At 65.9% G+C, this 19,114-nt stretch carries 18 protein-coding genes; 13 read left to right on the plus strand and 5 right to left on the minus strand.

The annotated features are described in order from the left end of the window. Window positions 1–152: 152 nt before the first annotated feature. The 8 genes from LB310_RS05375 to LB310_RS05410 all read left to right on the plus strand — a co-directional run bounded on the left by LB310_RS05375 (window position 153) and on the right by LB310_RS05410 (window position 8,509). Window positions 153–1,163 carry a radical SAM protein gene (locus tag LB310_RS05375; protein ID WP_301154703.1) on the plus strand — a complete coding sequence of 337 codons (1,011 nt, stop codon included), beginning with the start codon at window positions 153–155 and terminating at the stop codon, window positions 1,161–1,163. A gap of 13 nt (window positions 1,164–1,176) precedes the next feature. Further along, complete coding sequence (locus tag LB310_RS05380; protein ID WP_301154704.1) at window positions 1,177–2,166, plus strand: ABC transporter permease; 990 nt, start codon at window positions 1,177–1,179, stop codon at window positions 2,164–2,166. Next, entirely contained in the window at window positions 2,160–2,918 is a 759-nt protein-coding gene (locus LB310_RS05385; protein WP_301154705.1) for an ABC transporter ATP-binding protein, read from the plus strand. Before LB310_RS05380 ends, LB310_RS05385 begins: the two co-directional genes overlap by 7 nt. Before the next feature lie 11 nt (window positions 2,919–2,929). Next, complete coding sequence (locus LB310_RS05390) at window positions 2,930–4,006, plus strand: ABC transporter permease (protein ID WP_301154706.1); 1,077 nt, start codon at window positions 2,930–2,932, stop codon at window positions 4,004–4,006. Between the two features lie 99 nt (window positions 4,007–4,105). Continuing rightward, window positions 4,106–5,248 carry an ABC transporter substrate-binding protein gene (locus tag LB310_RS05395; protein WP_301154707.1) on the plus strand — a complete coding sequence of 381 codons (1,143 nt, stop codon included), beginning with the start codon at window positions 4,106–4,108 and terminating at the stop codon, window positions 5,246–5,248. Between the two features lie 135 nt (window positions 5,249–5,383). Further along, a complete protein-coding gene (locus LB310_RS05400) occupies window positions 5,384–6,586 on the plus strand; it encodes an ABC transporter permease (RefSeq protein WP_301154708.1) in 1,203 nt (400 codons plus the stop codon). A 1-nt stretch (window position 6,587) separates the two neighbouring features. Next, window positions 6,588–7,247 carry an ABC transporter ATP-binding protein gene (locus LB310_RS05405; protein ID WP_301154709.1) on the plus strand — a complete coding sequence of 220 codons (660 nt, stop codon included), beginning with the start codon at window positions 6,588–6,590 and terminating at the stop codon, window positions 7,245–7,247. Between the two features lie 32 nt (window positions 7,248–7,279). After that, window positions 7,280–8,509 (plus strand): MFS transporter, encoded by a 1,230-nt coding sequence (locus LB310_RS05410; protein WP_301154710.1) that lies wholly within the window; start codon window positions 7,280–7,282, stop codon window positions 8,507–8,509. Between the two features lie 12 nt (window positions 8,510–8,521). Here the strand turns inward: LB310_RS05410 and LB310_RS05415 are convergent, their stop codons facing one another. After that, window positions 8,522–8,932: a DUF4418 family protein gene (locus LB310_RS05415; protein ID WP_301154832.1), complete on the minus strand. Its 411-nt coding sequence runs from the start codon at window positions 8,930–8,932 to the stop codon at window positions 8,522–8,524. A 297-nt stretch (window positions 8,933–9,229) separates the two neighbouring features. Between LB310_RS05415 and LB310_RS05420 the strand changes: the two genes are divergently transcribed. Continuing rightward, window positions 9,230–11,317 (plus strand): glutamine synthetase III, encoded by a 2,088-nt coding sequence (locus LB310_RS05420; RefSeq protein ID WP_301154711.1) that lies wholly within the window; start codon window positions 9,230–9,232, stop codon window positions 11,315–11,317. A 195-nt stretch (window positions 11,318–11,512) separates the two neighbouring features. Here LB310_RS05420 and LB310_RS05425 read toward each other — a convergent pair whose 3' ends face one another. Both LB310_RS05425 and LB310_RS05430 read right to left on the minus strand, forming a co-directional pair. Then, entirely contained in the window at window positions 11,513–11,893 is a 381-nt protein-coding gene (locus tag LB310_RS05425; RefSeq protein WP_123672766.1) for a multidrug efflux SMR transporter, read from the minus strand. Window positions 11,894–11,895: 2 nt separating this feature from the next. Then, on the minus strand, window positions 11,896–12,213 hold the full coding sequence (locus LB310_RS05430) for a multidrug efflux SMR transporter (RefSeq protein WP_087190214.1): 318 nt from the start codon (window positions 12,211–12,213) through the stop codon (window positions 11,896–11,898). A 72-nt stretch (window positions 12,214–12,285) separates the two neighbouring features. Between LB310_RS05430 and LB310_RS05435 the strand changes: the two genes are divergently transcribed. After that, on the plus strand, window positions 12,286–13,080 hold the full coding sequence (locus LB310_RS05435) for a MerR family DNA-binding transcriptional regulator (RefSeq protein WP_301154712.1): 795 nt from the start codon (window positions 12,286–12,288) through the stop codon (window positions 13,078–13,080). Between the two features lie 84 nt (window positions 13,081–13,164). Here LB310_RS05435 and LB310_RS05440 read toward each other — a convergent pair whose 3' ends face one another. Together LB310_RS05440 and LB310_RS05445 are read right to left on the minus strand one after the other, a co-directional pair. Further along, window positions 13,165–14,454, minus strand: coding sequence for a cell wall metabolism sensor histidine kinase WalK (locus LB310_RS05440; protein WP_301154713.1), 1,290 nt, complete (start codon window positions 14,452–14,454; stop codon window positions 13,165–13,167). Then, on the minus strand, window positions 14,448–15,152 hold the full coding sequence (locus LB310_RS05445) for a response regulator transcription factor (RefSeq protein ID WP_301154714.1): 705 nt from the start codon (window positions 15,150–15,152) through the stop codon (window positions 14,448–14,450). Before LB310_RS05445 ends, LB310_RS05440 begins: the two co-directional genes overlap by 7 nt. A gap of 159 nt (window positions 15,153–15,311) precedes the next feature. Between LB310_RS05445 and LB310_RS05450 the strand changes: the two genes are divergently transcribed. From LB310_RS05450 to LB310_RS05460, 3 genes are all read left to right on the plus strand, one after another. Next, window positions 15,312–16,241 (plus strand): polyphosphate polymerase domain-containing protein, encoded by a 930-nt coding sequence (locus LB310_RS05450; RefSeq protein ID WP_301154715.1) that lies wholly within the window; start codon window positions 15,312–15,314, stop codon window positions 16,239–16,241. Next, window positions 16,234–16,929 carry a DUF4956 domain-containing protein gene (locus tag LB310_RS05455; RefSeq protein WP_301154716.1) on the plus strand — a complete coding sequence of 232 codons (696 nt, stop codon included), beginning with the start codon at window positions 16,234–16,236 and terminating at the stop codon, window positions 16,927–16,929. The genes LB310_RS05450 and LB310_RS05455 overlap by 8 nt, the downstream gene beginning before the upstream one ends. A gap of 259 nt (window positions 16,930–17,188) precedes the next feature. Beyond that, window positions 17,189–19,003 (plus strand): carbohydrate-binding domain-containing protein, encoded by a 1,815-nt coding sequence (locus LB310_RS05460; protein ID WP_301154717.1) that lies wholly within the window; start codon window positions 17,189–17,191, stop codon window positions 19,001–19,003. Window positions 19,004–19,114 lie beyond the last annotated feature (111 nt).

The following is a 19,114-nucleotide window of genomic DNA, read 5'->3' on the forward strand; positions in this document are numbered from 1 at the left end:
GCATGTGCTGCCCAATTACTTGATATTGTCTAATATTAATTTATGTCTTACAATTGCGTAACGCTTATACTAACGTTTACCAACGATTTGCGCTAGTCGGCGGCCGGCGCGAGGGGCGCCGGATCATCCGCCGCAGGCAAGAGGAGGCAGTCATGCAGGTGTTCGACCAGGAGATCTACGACATCGTCGAGAAGGGCCTCGAGGGCAACGGCCTGTCCGCGGAGGACGTGCTCGCGCTCTACGAGGTGGATGAGACCAGCAAGGAGGCCGCCTACATCCGCTGGGCTGGCCAGGAGCTCTCGATGATCGCCGCCGACGGCGTGGCCGAGATCCACGCGCAGATCGGCCTCAACTCCACCGTGTGCCCGAAGAACTGCAAGTTCTGCTCGTTCGCCGCCTGCAACAACGTGCGCAAAGGCAAGTACGAGCTGCCGAAGGAGGATGTGCTGGAATACGCGAAGCTCTACGTGGAAGAGGGCGCGAACCTCATCCTCATGCTCACCACGGCCAGCTACAGCTTCGACAAGCTGGTGGACATGGTGGGCAGCGTGCGCGAGGTCATCCCGGCCGACATGCCCCTGCTCGTGAACACCGACGACATGCAGCTCGACCAGTGCCGCCAGCTCAAGGCCGCCGGCGCGAACGGCGCCTACCATGCGGTACGCATGCGCGAGGGCGAGGACACCGAGATCCCCGTGGAGAAGCGCTTCGAGACGTTCGCCAACCTGCGCGAGGCCGGTCTCACGCTGTCCACCTGCGTGGAGCCGGTGGGCCCGGAGCACACGCCCGAGGAGCTCACCGAGGCCACCATGCGCTGCATCTCCACGAACCCGCTGTCGGCCGGCGTGGGCAAGCGCATCGGCGTGCCCGGCACGCTCGTGTACGACCGCGGCATGCTCACCGACGTGGCGAACGCGAACATGGTAGCCGTCTACCGTCTGGCCACGGGGCGCGACCTGCGCCTGAACTGCTCGGCGAACACGGTCATGACCGCTGCCTCCGGCGCGAACCTCGCCTGGGCCGAGGTGGGCACGAACCCGCGCGACACCGTGGAGCGCACCGAGCACGGCGGTCGCGGCAGCAACATCGCCCAGCTGCGCAAGATGTTCGCCGCCTCCGGCTGGCAGGTCCTCGACGGCCCCTCGAAGGGCTGGATGCGCTGAGGCGCGCTAACCGATGACGGTCAAAGAAGTATTCAACAAGGTGGAGTTCATCGGCGCGAAGGACGCGCTGAAGCTGGCGGCCGCCCTGGCGGCCATCGGCGCTGCGCTCGCGTTCGACGTCCTGCTGCCCTCGGTGTACCCCGAGGGCTATCGGGAGCAGTACTACCCGCTTTTCCTGCGAACCCTGCTCGTCGTGTTCCTGGCGTTGTCGGTGCTGTCGGTGTGGTTCCCGCGCGTCCGGCAGAAGACAATCCATTTCTGGGGCCTTGTCATCGCGGCTATGGCGCTGCTGACGTTCTACACCTACGAGACGGTAAAGACGGGCAACCTGCTTCTGCCGGTCATGCCCAGCCCCGACAAGGTTATCGGCGTCTTCTTCGAGGAGGGCGCAACGGTCTGGAAGAACTTCGCCGCATCGTTCAGCCTGCTGTTGCAGGGCGTGGGCTTGGGCTTCGTGGCCGGCATGGTCTACGGCACGCTCATGGGCTACAGCAGGTTCTTCAACTACTGGCTGCAGCCGTTCATCAAGGTCATCGGCCCGGTGCCGTCCACGGCGTGGATGGCCATCGCCATGGTGCTGGCGCCTTCCAGCCATCTGGCCTCGGTGTTCCTCGTCGCGCTCACCACGTGGTTCCCGCTCTCGGTGAACCTGTCCGGCGGCATCCGCGGCGTGCACAAGGTGTACATCGAGCGCGCGCAGATCATGGGCGCCTCGCCGTTTCGCATCATCACGCGCGTCATCTATCCGGCCGTGCTGCCCAACATCTTCACGGGCCTGTTCATGGGCCTGTGCTTCTCCATGACCTCGCTCGTGGGTGCCGAGACGCTCGGCGTGCAGGCGGGCTTGGGCTGGGTCATAAACTACGCGCAGGGCTGGAACGAGTTCGACCTCATCTTCAGCACCATCATCATCTTCGTTCTGATGGCCTTCGTCTTGCTGACCATCTTGTTCAAATGCCAGAAACACGTCATGAAATGGTCTAAGGGGGCAATACAGTGGTAGCGGCCGAGCATCATCTGGTGGCGAAGGACATTCTCCGCACGTTCAAATCGGACGACGGCACCGAGCTCATCGCGCTCCAGAACTTCAACCTGGAAGTGGACCACGGCGAAGTTGTCGCCCTCATCGGCCCCTCGGGCTGCGGCAAGTCCACGTTCCTGCGCCTGGTGGCCGGCCTCGATATGCCGCAGGGCGGCACGCTCGCGTACAACGGCGAGCCCATAACCAAGCCCGATCCCAACCGCGGCTTCGTGTTCCAGCAGGCGAACCTGTACCCGTGGCTCACCATCGAGAAGAACGTGGCGTTCGGCTTGAAGGCGAACGGTGTGTACAAGGAGCAGCAGGGTCGCGTGCAGGAGATGATCGACCTCATGGGGCTCACCGGGTTCGAGAAGTCGTATCCGCACCAGATATCGGGCGGCATGGCGGCGCGCGTGGCCATCGCGCAGACGCTGGTGATGGACCCCGACGTCATGCTGCTCGACGAGCCGCTCTCGGCGCTCGATGCGTTCACCCGTGCGGTCATCCAAGACGAGATACTGGGCATCTGCGCCAAGTTCAACCCCATCGTGCTGTTGGTGACGCACGATATCGAGGAGGCCGTGTACCTGGCCGACCGCGTGGTCGTGCTCTCCCCGCGCCCAGGCACCAAGATCGCCGAGATCCCCGTGGACCTGCCGCATCCGCGCAACCGCATATCCGACGAGTTCATTGCCAAGCGCCACGAGATCCTCGACGCGCTTCAGTTCGATTAGGGAGCGGAGGTTTGGATTCTGCCATGGCCGAGGACGTGATGGAGCCGGAGTTCCCCGTTATCGACGAGGGGTCGCTCAAGAAGCAGATGGCGCGCGGTATCGACGTGCCCGAGGAGCAGCGCAAGATCCTGCGCGCCCGCCCGCGCGAGGCCGCGAAAATGCTCATCCCCTTCGCGGGCATCTTCGTCGCATACGCCGTGCATATGCTGGTTCCCAACGTGTATCCGGCCACGTACGTCCCGAAGTACTGGGCGCCGTTTTTGCTAGGGTGCGCGGCGGTGTGGGCGGTGGTGTGGCTGGTGGGGCTGCTGGTCGTGCCGGTTCGCAAGAAGGCGCTGCAGTTCTCGTGGCTTTTGGCCTGGGTGTTCTTGTTCTTCGAGATATGGGATATCGCCACGTTGAAGACGGGCTACATGAAGCTGCCGTTCATCCCCAGCCCCGACAAGGTGCTCGAGCAGCTTTGCGTGAACTACCTGAAGGTGCTCGAATCTGCGCAGGCCTCCCTGTTGTTGCTGGCGGAGGGCCTGGTCATGGGCTTGTTGGTGGGCTTCGCGTCGGGCGTGCTGTGCGGTTGCTCGCGTTTGGCCAACTACTGGCTGTCGCCGCTTCTGAAGATCATCGGCCCGGTGCCCGGCCTGGTGTGGCTGCCGGTGTTCGTGAAGCTGTTCGGCTCGAGCCATGCGGGCTCCGTGGCCGCCATCGTGCTGGCGGTGTGGTTCCCCATGACGCTCATGCTGTCAAACGCCCTCAAGAACACCGACCACGCGCTCATCGAGCGCGCCCAGACGCTGGGCTGCTCGAGGTTCCGCATCGTGGCGCACGTGATGATACCCAACGCGGTGCCGGCCTTGGCCGACGCGCTGTTCATGGCGTTGGCGGGCTCGTTCGGCGCGCTGTCGGCGGCCGAGCTGTGCGGTGTGCGGTCGGGCCTGGCCCTGGCCGTGAGCACGTGGGGCACCATCGCGAACTTCGGCGTGGTGTTCGCTTACGTGTTCGCCATGATAGCCATTTTCGCCACGCTCACCGCCATCATGTTCGCGGTGCGCAACTGGCTGCTGCGTTGGCAGAAGGGCCTGGTGCGCTGGTAAAACGGTCATTGCGGTGTGGGGGCCGTTGACATAGGAAGGTCGTTGCGATGCGTGGCATTGCAAGCTGACGGGAAAGATTGAAAGGGAAGGGATTTAAGGATGAAGGAATCCTCCAAGACGGCCATGAGCCGTCGCACGTTCGCCAAGGTTGCCGGAGCGACCGCCGCCGTCACCGCCATGGGCGCGGTGGCCGCGGGCTGCTCGAGCCCGGCCGAGGAGAAAAAGCCCGAGGGGGGTCAGACCGATCAAGCCGCCTCCTCTGACAAGACGCCCTGCACCATCGGCTACTGGGGCGGCTCGCCCTGCGAGCTGCCGGTGTACGTGGCCATCGAGAACGGCTACTTCGAGGAAGTGGGCCTGGAGCCCAACATCGTGCTCATCACCAGCGACGTGTCCATCCTGCTGGCCAACGACGAGATAGACTTCTTCGAGTCCACCCCGGGCGACTTCCCGGCCATCTACCAGGGCATGCCGCTCAAGCACCTGGACACCATCCATGTGGGCTGCTGGTCGGGCGTCACGAACAACCCCGACATCAAGTCGTGCAAGGACCTGGCCGGCCGCCGCGTGGGCACCACCATGATGAACGGCCCGGCCTACACCGAGTGCATCTCGCTGTGCGCGCGCGAGGGCGGCGACCCCTCCACCATCGAGTGGGTGAAGTACTCCGGCTCCACCATCGCCGACGCCCTGAAGAACGGCGAGATCGACGCCGCCTGCGGCTCCGATGCCACCACGTATCCCATTCGCTGGAACGACCAGGAGAACATCCACTTCTTCTACACCTCCTGCGAGGACCTGGGCGAGTATTACTGCTGCTTCATCGGCTGCAACGCCAACAACCTGGAGAAGCACCCCGAGATGGGCGACAAGCTGACGAAGGCCATGGCCATGGCCAACGACTATATCAACGAGGACCCGCAGCGCGCCATCGACATGGCCATGGAGAAGGGCTACGCCAACAACGAGTACCCCGAGATTCAGCGCGGCCTGACGGTGAACTACCTCTGGGGCCACGGCAACGAGGAGGACATGCGCGCCTCCAGCAAGGAGCGTTGGCGCGAGCTGTACGACGCCGGCGTGCTCACCGAGGCTCCCAAGGACGAGTCCGAAGTGGATGCGTATCTGGACAGCCTGGTGGACATGGTGGTGGACTTCCGCGGCGACGTGGCGAAGGAGACTGCCGACACCAAGGGTGCCAAAGTCCGCCTGGCCGAGCTGGGCGAGATCTACACGATCTAGGTTTCTATCGGGGCTGTATCGAAAGCCACGCCCGCATTTTCTGGTGGGCGGCCTCCGTTCCGGGGGCTTTCGGTACGGTCCCCGATTCGAGGTTCCGGCCGGACGGCTCGGGAGAGGGAAGGGTAAGCGAACGCTATGGGTTCTCTGATACTGCGCAGCCTGAAGATGCGCAAGGTGCAAACGGCGTCCATCTTGGTGTCGGTTGCGCTCAGTGCGGCGTTGTTTCTGGCGTTTGGCCTGATCTACGGTGGCGTAACGCGTGGTATCGACGTGTCGGCCGAGCGCGGTGGGTCCGATATCATGGTGGTTCCCGCCGACGCCGAGACGTATCTCACGGGCGCTGATCTGCTGTTCACGGGCGCTCCGGTGACCATGTATATGAACGAGGGCGTGGCCGACGAGGTGGCCGCCATTGGCGGCGTTACCCGCGTAACCGGCCAGTTCTTCAGCCAGACGTTGGATCAGTCGTGCTGTTCGGCTACGAATCCCACGCGCCTCATAGGCGTGGACTTCACCACCGACTTCGTGGTTACCCCTCTCGTGCCCGAAGGGTTCTCCGGCAGCTTGGCGCCCAACGAGGTTATCGTGGGCAGCCAGGTGGACGGCATGTCGCAGGGGCAGATATCCATTTTGGGCGAGCCGTACGACGTGGTGGCCGTCATGGCCGAGTCGGGCGGGGAGTTGGATCAGTCTATCGTCATGGACATCGACACGGCGCGCGAGATATCGCGCGGCACGGCGGGCAACGAGCGCTTCTGGAGCATGTACGGCGACCCGTCGGAGCTGATCAGCTGCATTATGGTGGATATCGACGCCGAGCAGCTGGCTCGCGTGCAAACGAACCTGAACCTCATGCGCAACGTGGCCTATGTGGAGCATTCCGAAACGGCCGAGCGTGCTCAGGCCCAGCTCCAGTCGGTATTCGTGCTGCTGGCTGGTGCGGCGGCCGTCATGTTGGTTATCACGCTGCTGCAACTGTTCGCGCGCTTCTACTCGTGCGTGTGGGATCGCAAGAGCGAGCTGGCGCTGTACCGCGCCATCGGGGCAAGCACGGCGCACCTGAAGAAGCTCATCGGCGGCGAGATAGCCTGTATCGTGACCGCAGGCCTCGTGGCGGGCCTGGCGCTGGGCGCCGTGCTCTACCAGCTGCTGCTGGGGGTGATGTTGGATTCCATGGCGTTCCCCTTCATCGGCCTAAGCGTTCCTGCAGTGATGGCCTTGGGAGCGGGCATCGTGGCGCTGTTCGCGCTCATCTCGGTTCTGTCCGTCGTCTGGCCGCTGCGCCAAGTGGGCCGGCTTGATCCGTCGCTCGCCATGCAGCAGGGGGATATCGATTAACATGAGCAAGCTGAAAGTGGAGAACCTGGGCAAGTCCTACGGCGGCAACGTCATCTTGGAGAACATCTCGTTCACGGCGGAGCCGGGCGATTCCATCGCCTTCGTGTCGCCCTCCGGGTCGGGCAAGTCGACGCTGCTGTCCATGCTGGGGCTGCTGCTGTCGTCCACCACGGGCACCGTTGTCGTGGACGGGCAGGACAGCGACGCGCTGGGCGACAAGGAGCTGTCGCGCCTGCGCCGCGAGACGTTCGGCTTCGTGTTCCAGCATACCCAGCTGGTAGGTTCGCTGCGTGCCGTGGAGAACGTCATGGCGCCCGCCAACTTCGCCGGCAAGCTGCCGTTCGACGCCCGCGAGCGCGCCGAGCAGCTGCTGGACGGCCTGGGGTTGGACGACCGCCTCATGCACTACCCCTACCAGCTGAGCATCGGGCAGAAGCGCCGCGTGTCCGTGGCGCGCGCCCTGCTCTTGGACCCGCCCATCGTCATTGCCGACGAGCCCACGAACGACCTTGATGCCGACAGTTCCGCCAGTGTTGCCGACACGCTGTTCGAGCGCGCCGCAAACGGTGGTATCCTGCTGTTCGCGACGCACGACCGCGAGCTGGCCTCGCGCGCCTCGCGCGTCATGCATCTGGAAGGGAAGACGTTCGTGGAGCGGTAGCGCCCGGCGTCGGGTTCAGGGGGACGGTGCCGGTGAAGAATTTCGACCGCGGGGTGTACCGCGCGGTTCTCAAGGTGAGGGAGGCCTACGCGTTCGACGCGGGCGGCATCCTCATGCGCGTGTACGCCTACATGGCAACCATCGGGTCCATCTCCATGTTGACGCTGGCGGGGTACTCGTTCTTCCTCGCGGGCACGGTGTCGTCCACCATCGCGCTGGCCACGTTCCTCATCTCGCCGCGCGTCTCCAAGCTGGTGGACGAGCGCGGCCAGCACGCGGTGGTGCCGAAGGCGGCGGTGGTCACGCTCGTGGGGCTCGCCCTCATGCTGGCAACCGTGAGCCTGGGCGGGCCCATCGCGCTGTGCTACGTGGCCGCCGTGCTCATGGGGTTCATTCCCAATGCCCAGGCGCTCACGCGCGCCCGCTGGACGTACCTGGTGCGCTCGGGCCGGCTGGGCGAGGACGCCCCCACGCTGAAGACCGTGTTCTCCTACGAGGGCATCATCGACGACGTTGCCTTCATGGTGGGGCCGGCGGCCTCCATCGCCCTGGCCGCGGCCCTCTTCCCGGCGGCCGGCATGCTGGCGGGCGGCGTGTGCTTCGCCGTGGGCGTCGTGGTGCTCACGCTCTCCCGGTCCACCGAGCCCGCGGTGGGAAGCGTTGGCGCCGGGGAGCCCCCGAAGCACCGTCGCAGCATCATCGCCACCTCGTCGGTCGTGCGCGTGCTGTTCGCGCTCATGTTCTTCCTCGGCGCGTTCTACGGGGTGTTCGACACGGCCACCGTGTCGCTGGCCGAGGACGTGGGGAACCCGTCGGCCGCCAGCGTCATCCTCATCGTGGCCGCGTGCGTGTCCATTGCGTCCGGGTTCCTGTTCGGCATGATCCGCCTGACCATACCGCAGTACGCCCAGCTCGCGGCCGTGAGCCTTCTGGTGGGGTGCGCCTACGGCACCATGGTGTTCATCGGGTCCATAGAGTCGCTGTTCGCAGTATCCACCGTGGCGGCGATGTTCTACGCGCCGTTCTTCATCACGGCGAACGCCACCTGCGAGCGCATGGTGCCGGGCGACCGCCTGACCGAGGCCATCACCTGGATGAACTCCGGGAGCATTTGCGGCCTGGCGTTCGGGCCCACCTTGGGCGGCGCGCTCATCGACCAGCTGGGAACCACGGCCAGCTTCGGCTTCGGCGCCGTGTTGGCCGTGATGCTGCCCGTCATCGCGTTCGCGTGCTTACCCCTGCTGAAGCGGCACGAGCGGTAGTCCCGCTGGACGCTACAGCTTCATCTTCGGCAGCTCGGCGCCTTTCGGGTCTGCCTTGGCAGCCTGCACGATGCCCACGACGAGGGCGATGCCGGCGGCAACCCACAGCACGAGCGCCGTCTGGTGGCAGGACATGTTGGGGTTGCCGCACAGGCCGATTCCCGCGGGGGTGGTCAACAGCACGGTCGCCGCAGCCACGGCGGCCGTGGCGATGCCGGCGAAGCGGCGCCCCTCCTTCGTGCGGCCTGCCAGCGCCAGCAGCGCCGTGACCGCGCCCACCGCGCCCACGAGCGTCGTGGCGACGAACGTCCAGTGGCACTTCATGGGCACGGTCCCTCCGGCTGCCGTCTCCACCGGCTCCGCGCAGCCGCCCATGAGCACCGACACCGCGACGACGGCCGCCATGGCCGCCACTCCTGCCACTGCCAAGATCATCCATGCCCGCCTGCCCATGTCGCAGCCTCTCTTCCCTATTGTTTTCGAGCACTTATTATCATAGCGCAAGTAGTTGACTGACGCTATGGGAAACGGGGAAGGGCGACGGGAGGCGCCCGCGCCTCGAAACCTCTCCGAAACAATAAACCGTTAGTTTGATGACCGGATGCTGAAAGTGCGTTTCGCCTGCGAAGCATGGTATCGTATACGACGATCGAATCCGCGCGCACGCGGCGCGACGGCCCCGGTGGACGCCGGGCCGGCAAGGTGAGGAGCGAAAGCCCTATGGCACGAGTTTCGGATACGTACGGCTCGATGGTGTTCAACGAGCACACGATGCAGGAGCGTCTGCCCTCGGCGACGTACAAGAGCCTGCTCAAAACCATGAAGCAAGGCGAGCCGCTGGAGATAGAGGTGGCCAACGTCGTGGCGCACGCCATGAAGGAGTGGGCCATCGAGAAGGGCGCCACGCACTTCACGCACTGGTTCCAGCCGCTCTCCGGCATCACGTCCGAGAAGCACGACAGCTTCCTCGACCCGGTGAGCGACGGCCGCGCCATCATGAGCTTCTCCGGCAAGGAACTCATCTCGGGCGAGTCCGACGCGTCCAGCTTCCCCTCCGGCGGCCTGCGCGCCACGTTCGAGGCGCGGGGCTACACGGCGTGGGACCCCACGAGCTATGCGTTCGTGAAGGACGAGGTGCTGTGCATTCCCACCGCCTTCTGCTCCTACACCGGCGAGGCGCTCGACAAGAAGACGCCGCTTCTGCGATCCATGAGCGCCGTCGAGGAGCAGGCGAACCGCGTGCTCGCGCTGTTCGGCTGGGAGCCGCAGCGCGTCGTGCCCACGGTGGGCGCCGAGCAGGAGTACTTCCTCATCTCCGAGAAGGACTACGCCAAGCGCCAGGATCTCGTGATGTGCGGTCGCACGCTGTTCGGCTATGCCCCGTGCAAGGGCCAGGAGCTGGAGGAGCACTACTTCGGCGCCATCCGCCCCACGGTGAACGAGTTCATGAAGGAGCTCGACGACGAGCTATGGGCGCTCGGCGTGCCCGCGCGCACGAAGCACAACGAGGTGGCTCCTGCGCAGCACGAGCTGGCACCCATCTTCACGAACGCGAACCGCGGCGTGGACGAGAACCTGCTTACCATGGAGAAGATGCGTCTGCTGGCATCGCATTACGGCCTGGTGTGCCTGCTGCACGAGAAGCCGTTCGAGGGCATCAACGGCTCCGGCAAGCACAACAACTGGTCGCTGTCCGCCAGCAAGAACCTGTTCGACCCGGGCGAGAGCCCCATGGACAACCTGCGCTTCCTCGTGTTCCTCACCGCGGTGATCCAGGCGGTGGACGACTACCAGGAGCTGCTGCGCATGTCGGTGGCCTCCGCCGGCAACGACCATCGCCTCGGCGCCGACGAGGCGCCCCCGGCCATCGTGTCCATCTTCCTGGGCGACGAGCTGGATGCCATCGTGGACGCGCTCGTGGACGACCACGAGTACGAGAGCGCCGAGAAGGTGGCCATGGACCTGGGCGTGGACGTGCTGCCGAACTTCTTGAAGGACAACACCGACCGCAACCGCACCTCGCCGTTCGCATTCACGGGCAACAAGTTCGAGTTCCGCATGCCCGGTTCGAACGTGAACCTGTCCGATGCGAACATGATCCTGAACACCGCCGTGGCGAAGAGCTTCAAGGACTTCGCCGACGCCATGGAGGGCAAGGAGGGCGACGAGTTCGAGACGGCCACCATCGCCTACATCCGCAAGACGCTCAAGGCCCACCGCCGCATCATCTTCAACGGCAACGGCTATGCGGAAGAATGGGAGCGCGAGGCCGAGCGCCGCGGGCTGGCGAACCACCGCACCACGGCGGATGCGCTGCCGTGCTTCGTGGACCCGAAGAGCATCGCGCTGTTCGAGGAGCTCGGGGTGCTTTCCGAGGCCGAGGTGCGCAGCCGTTACGAGGTGAAGCTGGAGAAGTACAACAAGCTGCTGAACATAGAGGCCCGCACCATGAAGCGCATGGTGCGCCGCGCCTACCTTCCTGCCATCAACGGCTACGCCGCCGAGGTGGCGCGCGGCATCACGGCCGTCCGCGCCGCGGCCGCTGGTGTCGAGGTGGGCCAGCAGGAGGCCCTGCTGCGCAAGCTGCTCGCCGGCGTGAAGGAGATCGACGCCCAGCTGCAGGCGCTCGACGCCGCGCACCACGCGGCTTTGGAGCTGGTCGACCAGCAGCAGCGCGCGAACAAGTACGCCCACGAGATCGTGCCCATCATGGAGAAGCTGCGTGCCGCCGTGGACGAGATGGAGATAGTCACCGACCGCGACCACTGGCCGGTGCCCACCTACAACGACATGCTTTTCTACGTGTAGAGTTCCGCGGGCCTACGGTCGCGGAACGACTCGACGCTGCGAAGGGCCCTGGTGCCGATCCTCGCCCCTTTTTCGCTTGCCCTCACGTGCAAAGCACGCTCGGCCGCGAAACGGGGCGATTATCGGCACCAGGGCCCTTCTCGCTGACTTGCTACGCCAACCTGGGTGGTAATTTTCGCGCTTCGCGCGAAGGCGCTAGACGCCGACGGTCTCCTTCGCTTCCGCCTCCTTCGATCCCTGGTTGAGCAGCACGATGCCGCCCACCACGAGGGCGAGGCCCAGGCAGGTGGCCCAGCCGAACGGGTCGCCGAACAGCGCGATGCCGATAACGGCCGTGCCCACGGTTCCCACGCCGCCCCAGATGCCGTAGGCCAGGCCCAGCGGCAGGTGCTTGAGCGTGAACGTGAGCAGGGCGAACGTTGCCAGATAGCACGCGGCGGTGGCCAGGGTGAACGGCAGCAGCGAGAAGCCCTCGGACAGCTTCATGAGAGTGGCGCCCGCCACCTCGAGGGCTATGGACGCGCCCAGCAGCGCGTAGGGATTGATGCGGTCGATGCGCTCGGCTATGGCGTTCATGGTTACGCTCCCATCTTCAACAACACGACTCCGGCGATGATGACGGCGATGCCGGCCAGCTTCTTCGCGCCCAGGCCCTCGCCCCAGAATAGCGCGCCCACCACGGCGGTGAGCGCGATGCCGGCGCTCGTCCACACGGCGTACACGAACCCGAGCGGCAGGCTCTCCAGCGTTTGCGCCATCAGCGTGAACGCCGCCACGTAGCCCACCACGATGCCGATGATGGGAGCCTTCCTCGTGAAGCCCTGCGAGAGCTTCATCATCGAATCGCCGAACACCTCAAACGCCACGGCCACGCCGAGCAGCACATAGGGAACCATCCGATCCCCCTCCTTTCCTTTGGCTTGAGAAGAGCTTAAACTATCCCCTAAGGGTCGAGTCAAAGGAGAATCATGAGAAACAACCTGCTCTCCATCGGCGAGGTGGCGCGCATGAAGGGCGTGGGCATCAAGGCTCTTCGCTACTACGAGCGCATCGGCGTGCTGCTGCCTGCCCACGTGGACTCGCAGACGGGCTACCGGTACTACGCGCTCAGCCAGATGCCGGAGCTCGACGTGGTGGTGACGTGCGTGGAGCTGGGCCTTCCGCTCAAGGAGCTGCACCGCTACCGAACCGCGGAGGGCCGGCTCGACCTCGAGGCGCTGCTCGAGCGCGGACGGACGCTCGCGCTGGAAAACCTGAGGCGCGCCGAGGGCATCATGATGCAGGTGGACGGGTACCAGCGCGAGGTGGCCCTGCAGCGGCGACTGCGCGAGGGGTCTTCGCTCTACGAGCGCGCGCTCGATGAGTGGACGGCTCTTTCCGTTACCTGGGAGGACCGCGCGTTCCATGCGAAGCGCTATGCGCAGGCGGCGACCGAGCTGTACGACCGGGCGGCGGCGGAGGGCCTCTTGCCGCTGTACCTGCAGGGTATGGCGCGGCTGCCCGCGGCCGACGGCGGGAATGCGTGGCACGTTGTTCTTGAGGTGGCCGCTCCCGCCGGGGGCGGCGCGTCGGAGGGTCTGCTGCGGCTTCCCGGCGGCATGTTCGCGGGCGAGCGCGTAGAACGGGACGACTTCGAGGCCGCGTTCGCCGCGGCGTTCGCGGCCGCTGCCGACGTGCCGCCCGAGCGCGCCGTGCTCGCCCTCGACGTGTGGGACGACGAGCTGAGCCCCGACCGCTTCACGCTGGAGCTGCTGCGCGCATGAGCCCGTAGGTGCCTTGCTTCATTCGCCATCGAGGACCTCTTCATTGGCGACAATGGGGAAGTGCCGGCTATCGGACGGGCACGCTCAGCTTCCCGCTATCGGCAGCGCGAGCGTGAACGTGGTGCCGCTCGCCTCGTCGCTGGCTGCGGAAAGCGTGCCGCCGTGCTCCTCGGCGATGCTGCGGGCGATGGCCAGCCCCAGGCCGAAGCCGCTGTCGTCGCGCGTGCGCGCCTTGTCGGCCCGATAGAAGCGGTCGAACACGTGGGCCAGGTCCTCGGGCGCGATGGCGAAGCCGGTGTTGCGCACCGCGAGCTCCACGTGGCGCGCAGTGCGGCGCAGCTCGACATCCACGCGCCCGCCCCTGTCGGCGTATTTGCAGGCGTTGTCCAGCAGCGTGCCCGCGAGCTTGCGCAAAAGGGGCGCGTTGCCGCAGACGGCCACGCCGGGCTCCAGTTGGGAGCGCAGCTTCACCTTGCGTTCGAACGCCACGGACTCGAACTGCAGCAACTCGCTTTCCACAAGGTCGGCCAGGTCGAGCTTCTCCATGGGCGGCTTCGCCGCGCCCTCGTCCGTCTGGGCGAGCAGCAGCAGGTCGCTCACCAGGGTCTGCATCTGCTCGGCCTCATGCTGGGTGCTTTCCACCCACTGGCTTTGGCTGGCCACGCTGCGCTCGGGATGCTCAAGGAGAATGGACGTGTTCGCCAGGATTACCGTGAGCGGCGTCTTCAGGTCATGCGACGCGTCGGCCACGAACCGGCGTTGTTGGGCCCATGCCCTCTCTACCGGCCGCAGCGCCCAGCGCGAGAAGAACACGTTTATCACCAGGAACGTTGCGAGCGCTGCCATGCCCACGCCGGCCAGCGTGAGGGCGAGCGCCTGCCAGCCGTTCGCCGCGCTCATGTCCGCGAACGCGAGATATGCGGTGCTGCCCGCCACGCGCTTCGCGTAGAACAACCCTAAACCGTCCAGGCTGCCGAACCCTTCGGGCACGTCGGCCAGCTGCTCGGCGGCCTGGGCCAGCACGTCGTCGGCGAGCGAGGCCGTCGTGCGCGCCTGCACGGCCGCGAGCGCTCCGTCGCTATCCATCGAGAACACGGCCACGGGAATGGAGGGGTCCGATCCGCCGCGCTTGCCGCCGATCTCGGGAGGTGCCGCCCCCTCGCGCGCTGCGTCGCCGGGCATCTGGCTGCCGAGCGGGCTCGCACCGACGTTCGCATCGCCCGCATGCGCCACGGCGGCGTCGAGCGCCTCATGAACGCGGGCGATGCTCTGCTGCTGGTCGATCACGCAGATAAACGTGAACACCACCGCCAACACCACGACCACGGTGGCCATGTTGAGCGCGATGAACTTGAGGCGCAGCTTGCTTAGCATGACGGCCCGTCCTCTCCGTGCGGCGCCGCATCGGCGGAGAAGCGATAACCTGCGCGTCGCAGCGTCTCAATGCGGGCTGCCGATCCCAGGAACTTCATCTTCTTGCGCAGAAACGACACGTACGCCTCAACGTTGTTGTCCTCGGCGGTGGATTCGACGCCCCACACCTTCTCGATGAGCAGGTCTTTCGACACTACGGCTCCGGCGTTGGCCATGAGCACCTTCGCAAGGCAGAACTCCTTGTAGCTAAGGTGGATGGACTTCGCGCTGCACGTGAGGTCGTGGCTTTCCAGATTGAGCTCGAGGTCGCCCGCGGGCAGCTTCTCGAACAGCACCTCGCCCTGGCGCCGGGTGAGCGCGCGCAGGTGCGCGAGCAGCTCTGCAGGGGAGAAGGGCTTGGTCATGTAGTCGTCGGCGCCGCTGTCGAGGCCCGTGATCTTGTCGGGCACCGCGTCGCGTGCGGTGAGCAGCAGCACGGGCGTGCTCACGCCCGCGCGCCGCAGGTCGGCCGCTACGGAGAACCCGTCTTTCTTCGGCAGCATGACGTCCAGCACGATCACGTCGTACCTTCCGCTTTCGGCCCAGGCCAAGCCCGTTGCGCCGTCATGCACGACGTCGGTGCCATAGCCGTTCTCCTCAAGGATGTGCGCGAGCGCCCGCGCCAGCCGCACGTCGTCCTCGACGATGAGAATCTGCATGCCTGGAACCGCCTTCCTCGCACTGTGCACCTTCCATTGTATCGCCGATGCTGAAATCTCCCTGAAAGAACCGGGGGATTGCCGGATCAAGCGGCCTTTCAGGGTTCTTTCAGCGTGGACGGCTAGGATGGCCGGCATTCTTGAAGGAAAGGAGCCCACATGACCGCATTCACTGACGTGTTCGAGCGGAAGGAAGTCAAGTATCGCCTGGATGCCCGCCAAGCCGAGACGATGCGCCGCGCGCTCGAGGGGCGCATGGCGCCTGACGTGTACGGCTGCACGACCGTGCGCAGCCTCTACCTCGACACGCCCGAGCGCGCCCTCATCGAGCGCTCGCTCGACAAGCCGCTGTACAAGGAGAAGCTGCGCCTGCGCAGCTACGGCACGCCCACGGACGACAGCCTCGTGTTCGTCGAGATCAAGAAGAAGTACAAGGGCATCGTGTACAAGCGCCGCGTGGGGTGCTCCTACGCGGCGGCGCGCGCCTTCCTGGGCGGTGTCTCGTATGAGGACGCATGCGCTTGCTTCCCCTTGGCCGACGCAGGCGCGGCTGCCGAGTCGTGCGCGCCGCGCAGCCTGCAGATCGCCGCGGAGATCGACCAGCTCCTTGTGCGCCATGCGCCCCTCGTGCCCTCCATGCTCATCAGGTGCGAGCGCGTTGCCTACGCTCCGGTGCCCAAGCCGCCTGTCGACGTGCCCTGCAACCTGCGCATCACGTTCGACGAGCGCATCGTCTGCCGTGACCTGTTCGCTTCGGACTCCTCCACAACCCCGCTCCTGCGCACGGGTGAGGCCGTCATGGAGGTCAAGGCCTCGGGCCCGTTCCCTTTGTGGCTCGTTAGGGCGCTCGGCGAGGGTCATGTCTACCCGACGTCGTTCTCCAAGTACGGCGCGGCATACCGTGCATGCGAGCCGATGCTTCGACCAGTGGCGGAAGCGCTCGAGGTCGAACGCAGGGGCGCGCACACGTCGCAGGCAGCTGCTGACCAGCAAGCCGAGCGATTCGCGGCGGCTCCTCGTAGCAGCCATCCGCGACGCTTCCGCGCGCCGGCCATGACCTCTGCGAAGAAGGGAGGCCGTTGTGCTTGATGCGGCTTTGACCTCGATATTCGGCTCGGCGGAATCGCTCGTGGCGGGCGTTTCCACCGTCGACTTCCTGCTGTGCTGCGCCGCGTCCATCGTGCTGGGCGCGGCGGTGGCCGCCATCTACATGTTCCGGCACACCTACTCGAAGAACTTCGTGGTGACGCTCGCGCTGCTCCCGCTCATCGTGCAGATGGTCATCACGCTGGTGAACGGCAACCTGGGCGCGGGCATCGCGGTGATGGGCGTGTTCAACCTCGTGCGCTTCCGCTCAATCCCCGGCAGCGCGAAGGACATCGGCAACGTGTTTTTGGCCATGGCCATCGGCTTGGCCACGGGCATGGGGTTCATCGCGCTGGCGGTGCTGTTCACCGTTATCGTGGGTATCGCGAACGTGGTGTATGTGCTCTCGCCGTTCGGCAAGCAGAAGGCGCCGGAGAAGATGCTCAAGATCACCATCCCCGAGGACCTGGAGTACGACGGCGTGTTCGACGGCGTGCTGGCGCGCTACACTGACGAACACGAGCTGGTGGAGGTGCAGACCACCAACATGGGCAGCCTGTTCCTTCTCGAGTACGCGGTGAGGATGAAGGAGCCCGGCGTGGAGAAGCGCATGATCGACGAGGTGCGGTGCTTGAACGGCAACCTCAAGGTGGTGCTGGGGCGCGCGGCGGCTAGTAAGGAGGTGCTGTAGGATGAAGAGAATCTCGCTGAAATGCTTCCTGGGGCGGCGCGGGGCAACGCCCAGTCGCTCGGACAGTCCTCGCTGCGCTGCGGAACTCGCTTGGTGGGCGTTGCCCCGCGCCGCGGGTTGCGGCATCGCTGTTGTCTCGGCGTGCGCCTTGCTAGCCGGGTTGCTTGGAGGATGTTCTGGTCCGGGGGTTTCTGAATCTGCTGGGTCTGATGTTGTTGCTTCGTCTTCCACCTCGACTGAAGCGACGACTTTCGAGGAGGTGGCGGCTGCGTTCGATGCTTCGGCGCTCGATCTGGGCTATTCCAATAGGGACAAGGACGCTTCTTACGACGAGGCTTCGGCCACGCGCATCGTGCTCGATGGGGCGTCGGCTGCGGTCGATGGCGGCGGGGCGTCGGCCGAGGGGTCTACGGTGACCATCTTGACCGAGGGCACGTACGTCGTGTCTGGCACACTTGACGACGGCCAGCTGGTGGTGGACGCTGCGGACACCGACAAGGTGCAGGTGGTGCTTGCTGGCGCAGCCATCCATAACGAGGATGGGCCGGCGGTGTACGTGAAGCAGTCGGACAAGTGCTTCGTCACGTTGGCGGACGGGACGACGAACACGCTCACCGACGGTGCGGAGTACGTGCTCGAAGACGGTACGGACGAGCCCTACGCCACTCTGTTCAGCCGCGACGATCTCACGATCAACGGGTCGGGCATGCTGACGGTGACGAGCGCGTACCGGCATGCGATCTGCTCGAAGGACGATTTGGTCATCACGGGAGGCACCTACGTGGTGGATGCGGCGGAGGATGCGCTGCGCGGGCGCGATTGCGTGAAGATCGCGGACGGCAATTTCACGCTCACGGCGGGCGGTGACGGCATCAAGTCGAACAACGACGGAGACGCCACTCGCGGCTTCGTCTCTATCGACGGCGGCACGTTCGCCATCGAGGCCGGCGACGACGGCATCCAAGCGCAGACGTACCTGCGCATCGCGGGCGGCGAGCTGGACATAGTGGCTGCCGACGACGCGCTGCATTCCGACCTTGAGGGCTTGCTTGCGGGCGGCTCGCTTGCCATCGAGGCCGGTGACGATGCGTTCCACGCCGAGACGAAGCTTGTCATCGACGACGGTACGGTGGACGTGACCGGCTGCTACGAGGGCTACGAGGCCGAGAAGATCTACGTGAACGGCGGCAGCACGCATATCGTCGCGGCCGACGACGCCGTGAACGCGTCTGCGGCCGACCTGACGGGCGACGAGGCAGATGCGACAACGACGGCCGCGACCGAGGCCGACGCGGCCGGTACTGCGGCGGCAAGTGGCGCGGCACCCGAGGCAAAGCCCGGCGATGGCGGCGAGCCACCCGCGATGTCGGATGGCGCGATGCCCCAGGACGGCGCAGTGGCGTCCAGCGGCGGGGGCATGTCCATGGACGAGCGGCAGCAGAACGGCGGCATGCCGGACAACGCCTTCGCCGAGGCCGGCGCGCCCACCATGGGCGACGAGAACTGCCTCATCCAGATCAACGGCGGTTACACCGTGCTCGATTCCGCGGGCGACGGCATCGACAGCAACGGCTCCGTCGAAGTCACCGGCGGCGTGCTGCTGGTGAACGGGCCCACGAGCGGCGGCGACGGCGCGTTCGACTACGACCTCACGGCCACGGTGAGCGGCGGAACGGTGCTCATGGTGGGTTCCGCCGGCATGGCGCAGAACTTCACGAACGGCACGCAGCCCTTTGCTTTCGCCACAGCCGGCGGCAACGCGGGCCAGAGCGTGGCGGTGACGGACGCCGACGGCACGGTGGTGGCCTCGCTCACGGCGGCGAAGCAGTTCGGCATGGTGCTGGCCTCGAGCCCCGCGCCTGAGGAGGGCGGCACCTGCTCGCTCGTCATCGGCGGCCAGGTGAACGGCGCGAACGCCGACGGCTACACCGACTCCGGCACCGTGTCCGGCGGCGCGGCCACCCAGGTCACTGCCTCCACGACGGCTACCGGCGGCACGGGCGGACTCGGCATGGGCGGCGGCCCCATGGCCGCCGGACAAGGCGGGGACGCCCAGCGCGGCATGCGCAGGTAGCCTGCCGGCCGGCGGTAGGCTTGGTGACAACGTTCATCTCGAACAGGGTTCGGTAGGAAGCGGCTAGCTCCTGGGGCTGCCCAGCTCTTGGCGGCCTCGGCCGGCCTTTGC

Source organism: Gordonibacter sp. RACS_AR49, from assembly GCF_030418435.1.
GTDB lineage: Bacteria > Actinomycetota > Coriobacteriia > Coriobacteriales > Eggerthellaceae > Gordonibacter > Gordonibacter urolithinfaciens.

What these genes read in the sequence shown, in the direction of transcription:
- LB310_RS05375 (WP_301154703.1), top strand. Translation starts at nt 153, where the DNA reads ATGCAGGTGTTCGACCAGGAGATCTACGACATCGTCGAGAAGGGCCTC.
- LB310_RS05380 (WP_301154704.1), top strand. Translation starts at nt 1,177, where the DNA reads ATGACGGTCAAAGAAGTATTCAACAAGGTGGAGTTCATCGGCGCGAAG.
- LB310_RS05395 (WP_301154707.1), top strand. Translation starts at nt 4,106, where the DNA reads ATGAAGGAATCCTCCAAGACGGCCATGAGCCGTCGCACGTTCGCCAAG.
- LB310_RS05400 (WP_301154708.1), top strand. Translation starts at nt 5,384, where the DNA reads ATGGGTTCTCTGATACTGCGCAGCCTGAAGATGCGCAAGGTGCAAACG.
- LB310_RS05405 (WP_301154709.1), top strand. Translation starts at nt 6,588, where the DNA reads ATGAGCAAGCTGAAAGTGGAGAACCTGGGCAAGTCCTACGGCGGCAAC.
- LB310_RS05420 (WP_301154711.1), top strand. Translation starts at nt 9,230, where the DNA reads ATGGCACGAGTTTCGGATACGTACGGCTCGATGGTGTTCAACGAGCAC.
- LB310_RS05425 (WP_123672766.1), bottom strand. Translation starts at nt 11,893, where the DNA reads ATGAACGCCATAGCCGAGCGCATCGACCGCATCAATCCCTACGCGCTG.
- LB310_RS05430 (WP_087190214.1), bottom strand. Translation starts at nt 12,213, where the DNA reads ATGGTTCCCTATGTGCTGCTCGGCGTGGCCGTGGCGTTTGAGGTGTTC.
- LB310_RS05435 (WP_301154712.1), top strand. Translation starts at nt 12,286, where the DNA reads ATGAGAAACAACCTGCTCTCCATCGGCGAGGTGGCGCGCATGAAGGGC.
- LB310_RS05440 (WP_301154713.1), bottom strand. Translation starts at nt 14,454, where the DNA reads ATGCTAAGCAAGCTGCGCCTCAAGTTCATCGCGCTCAACATGGCCACC.
- LB310_RS05445 (WP_301154714.1), bottom strand. Translation starts at nt 15,152, where the DNA reads ATGCAGATTCTCATCGTCGAGGACGACGTGCGGCTGGCGCGGGCGCTC.
- LB310_RS05450 (WP_301154715.1), top strand. Translation starts at nt 15,312, where the DNA reads ATGACCGCATTCACTGACGTGTTCGAGCGGAAGGAAGTCAAGTATCGC.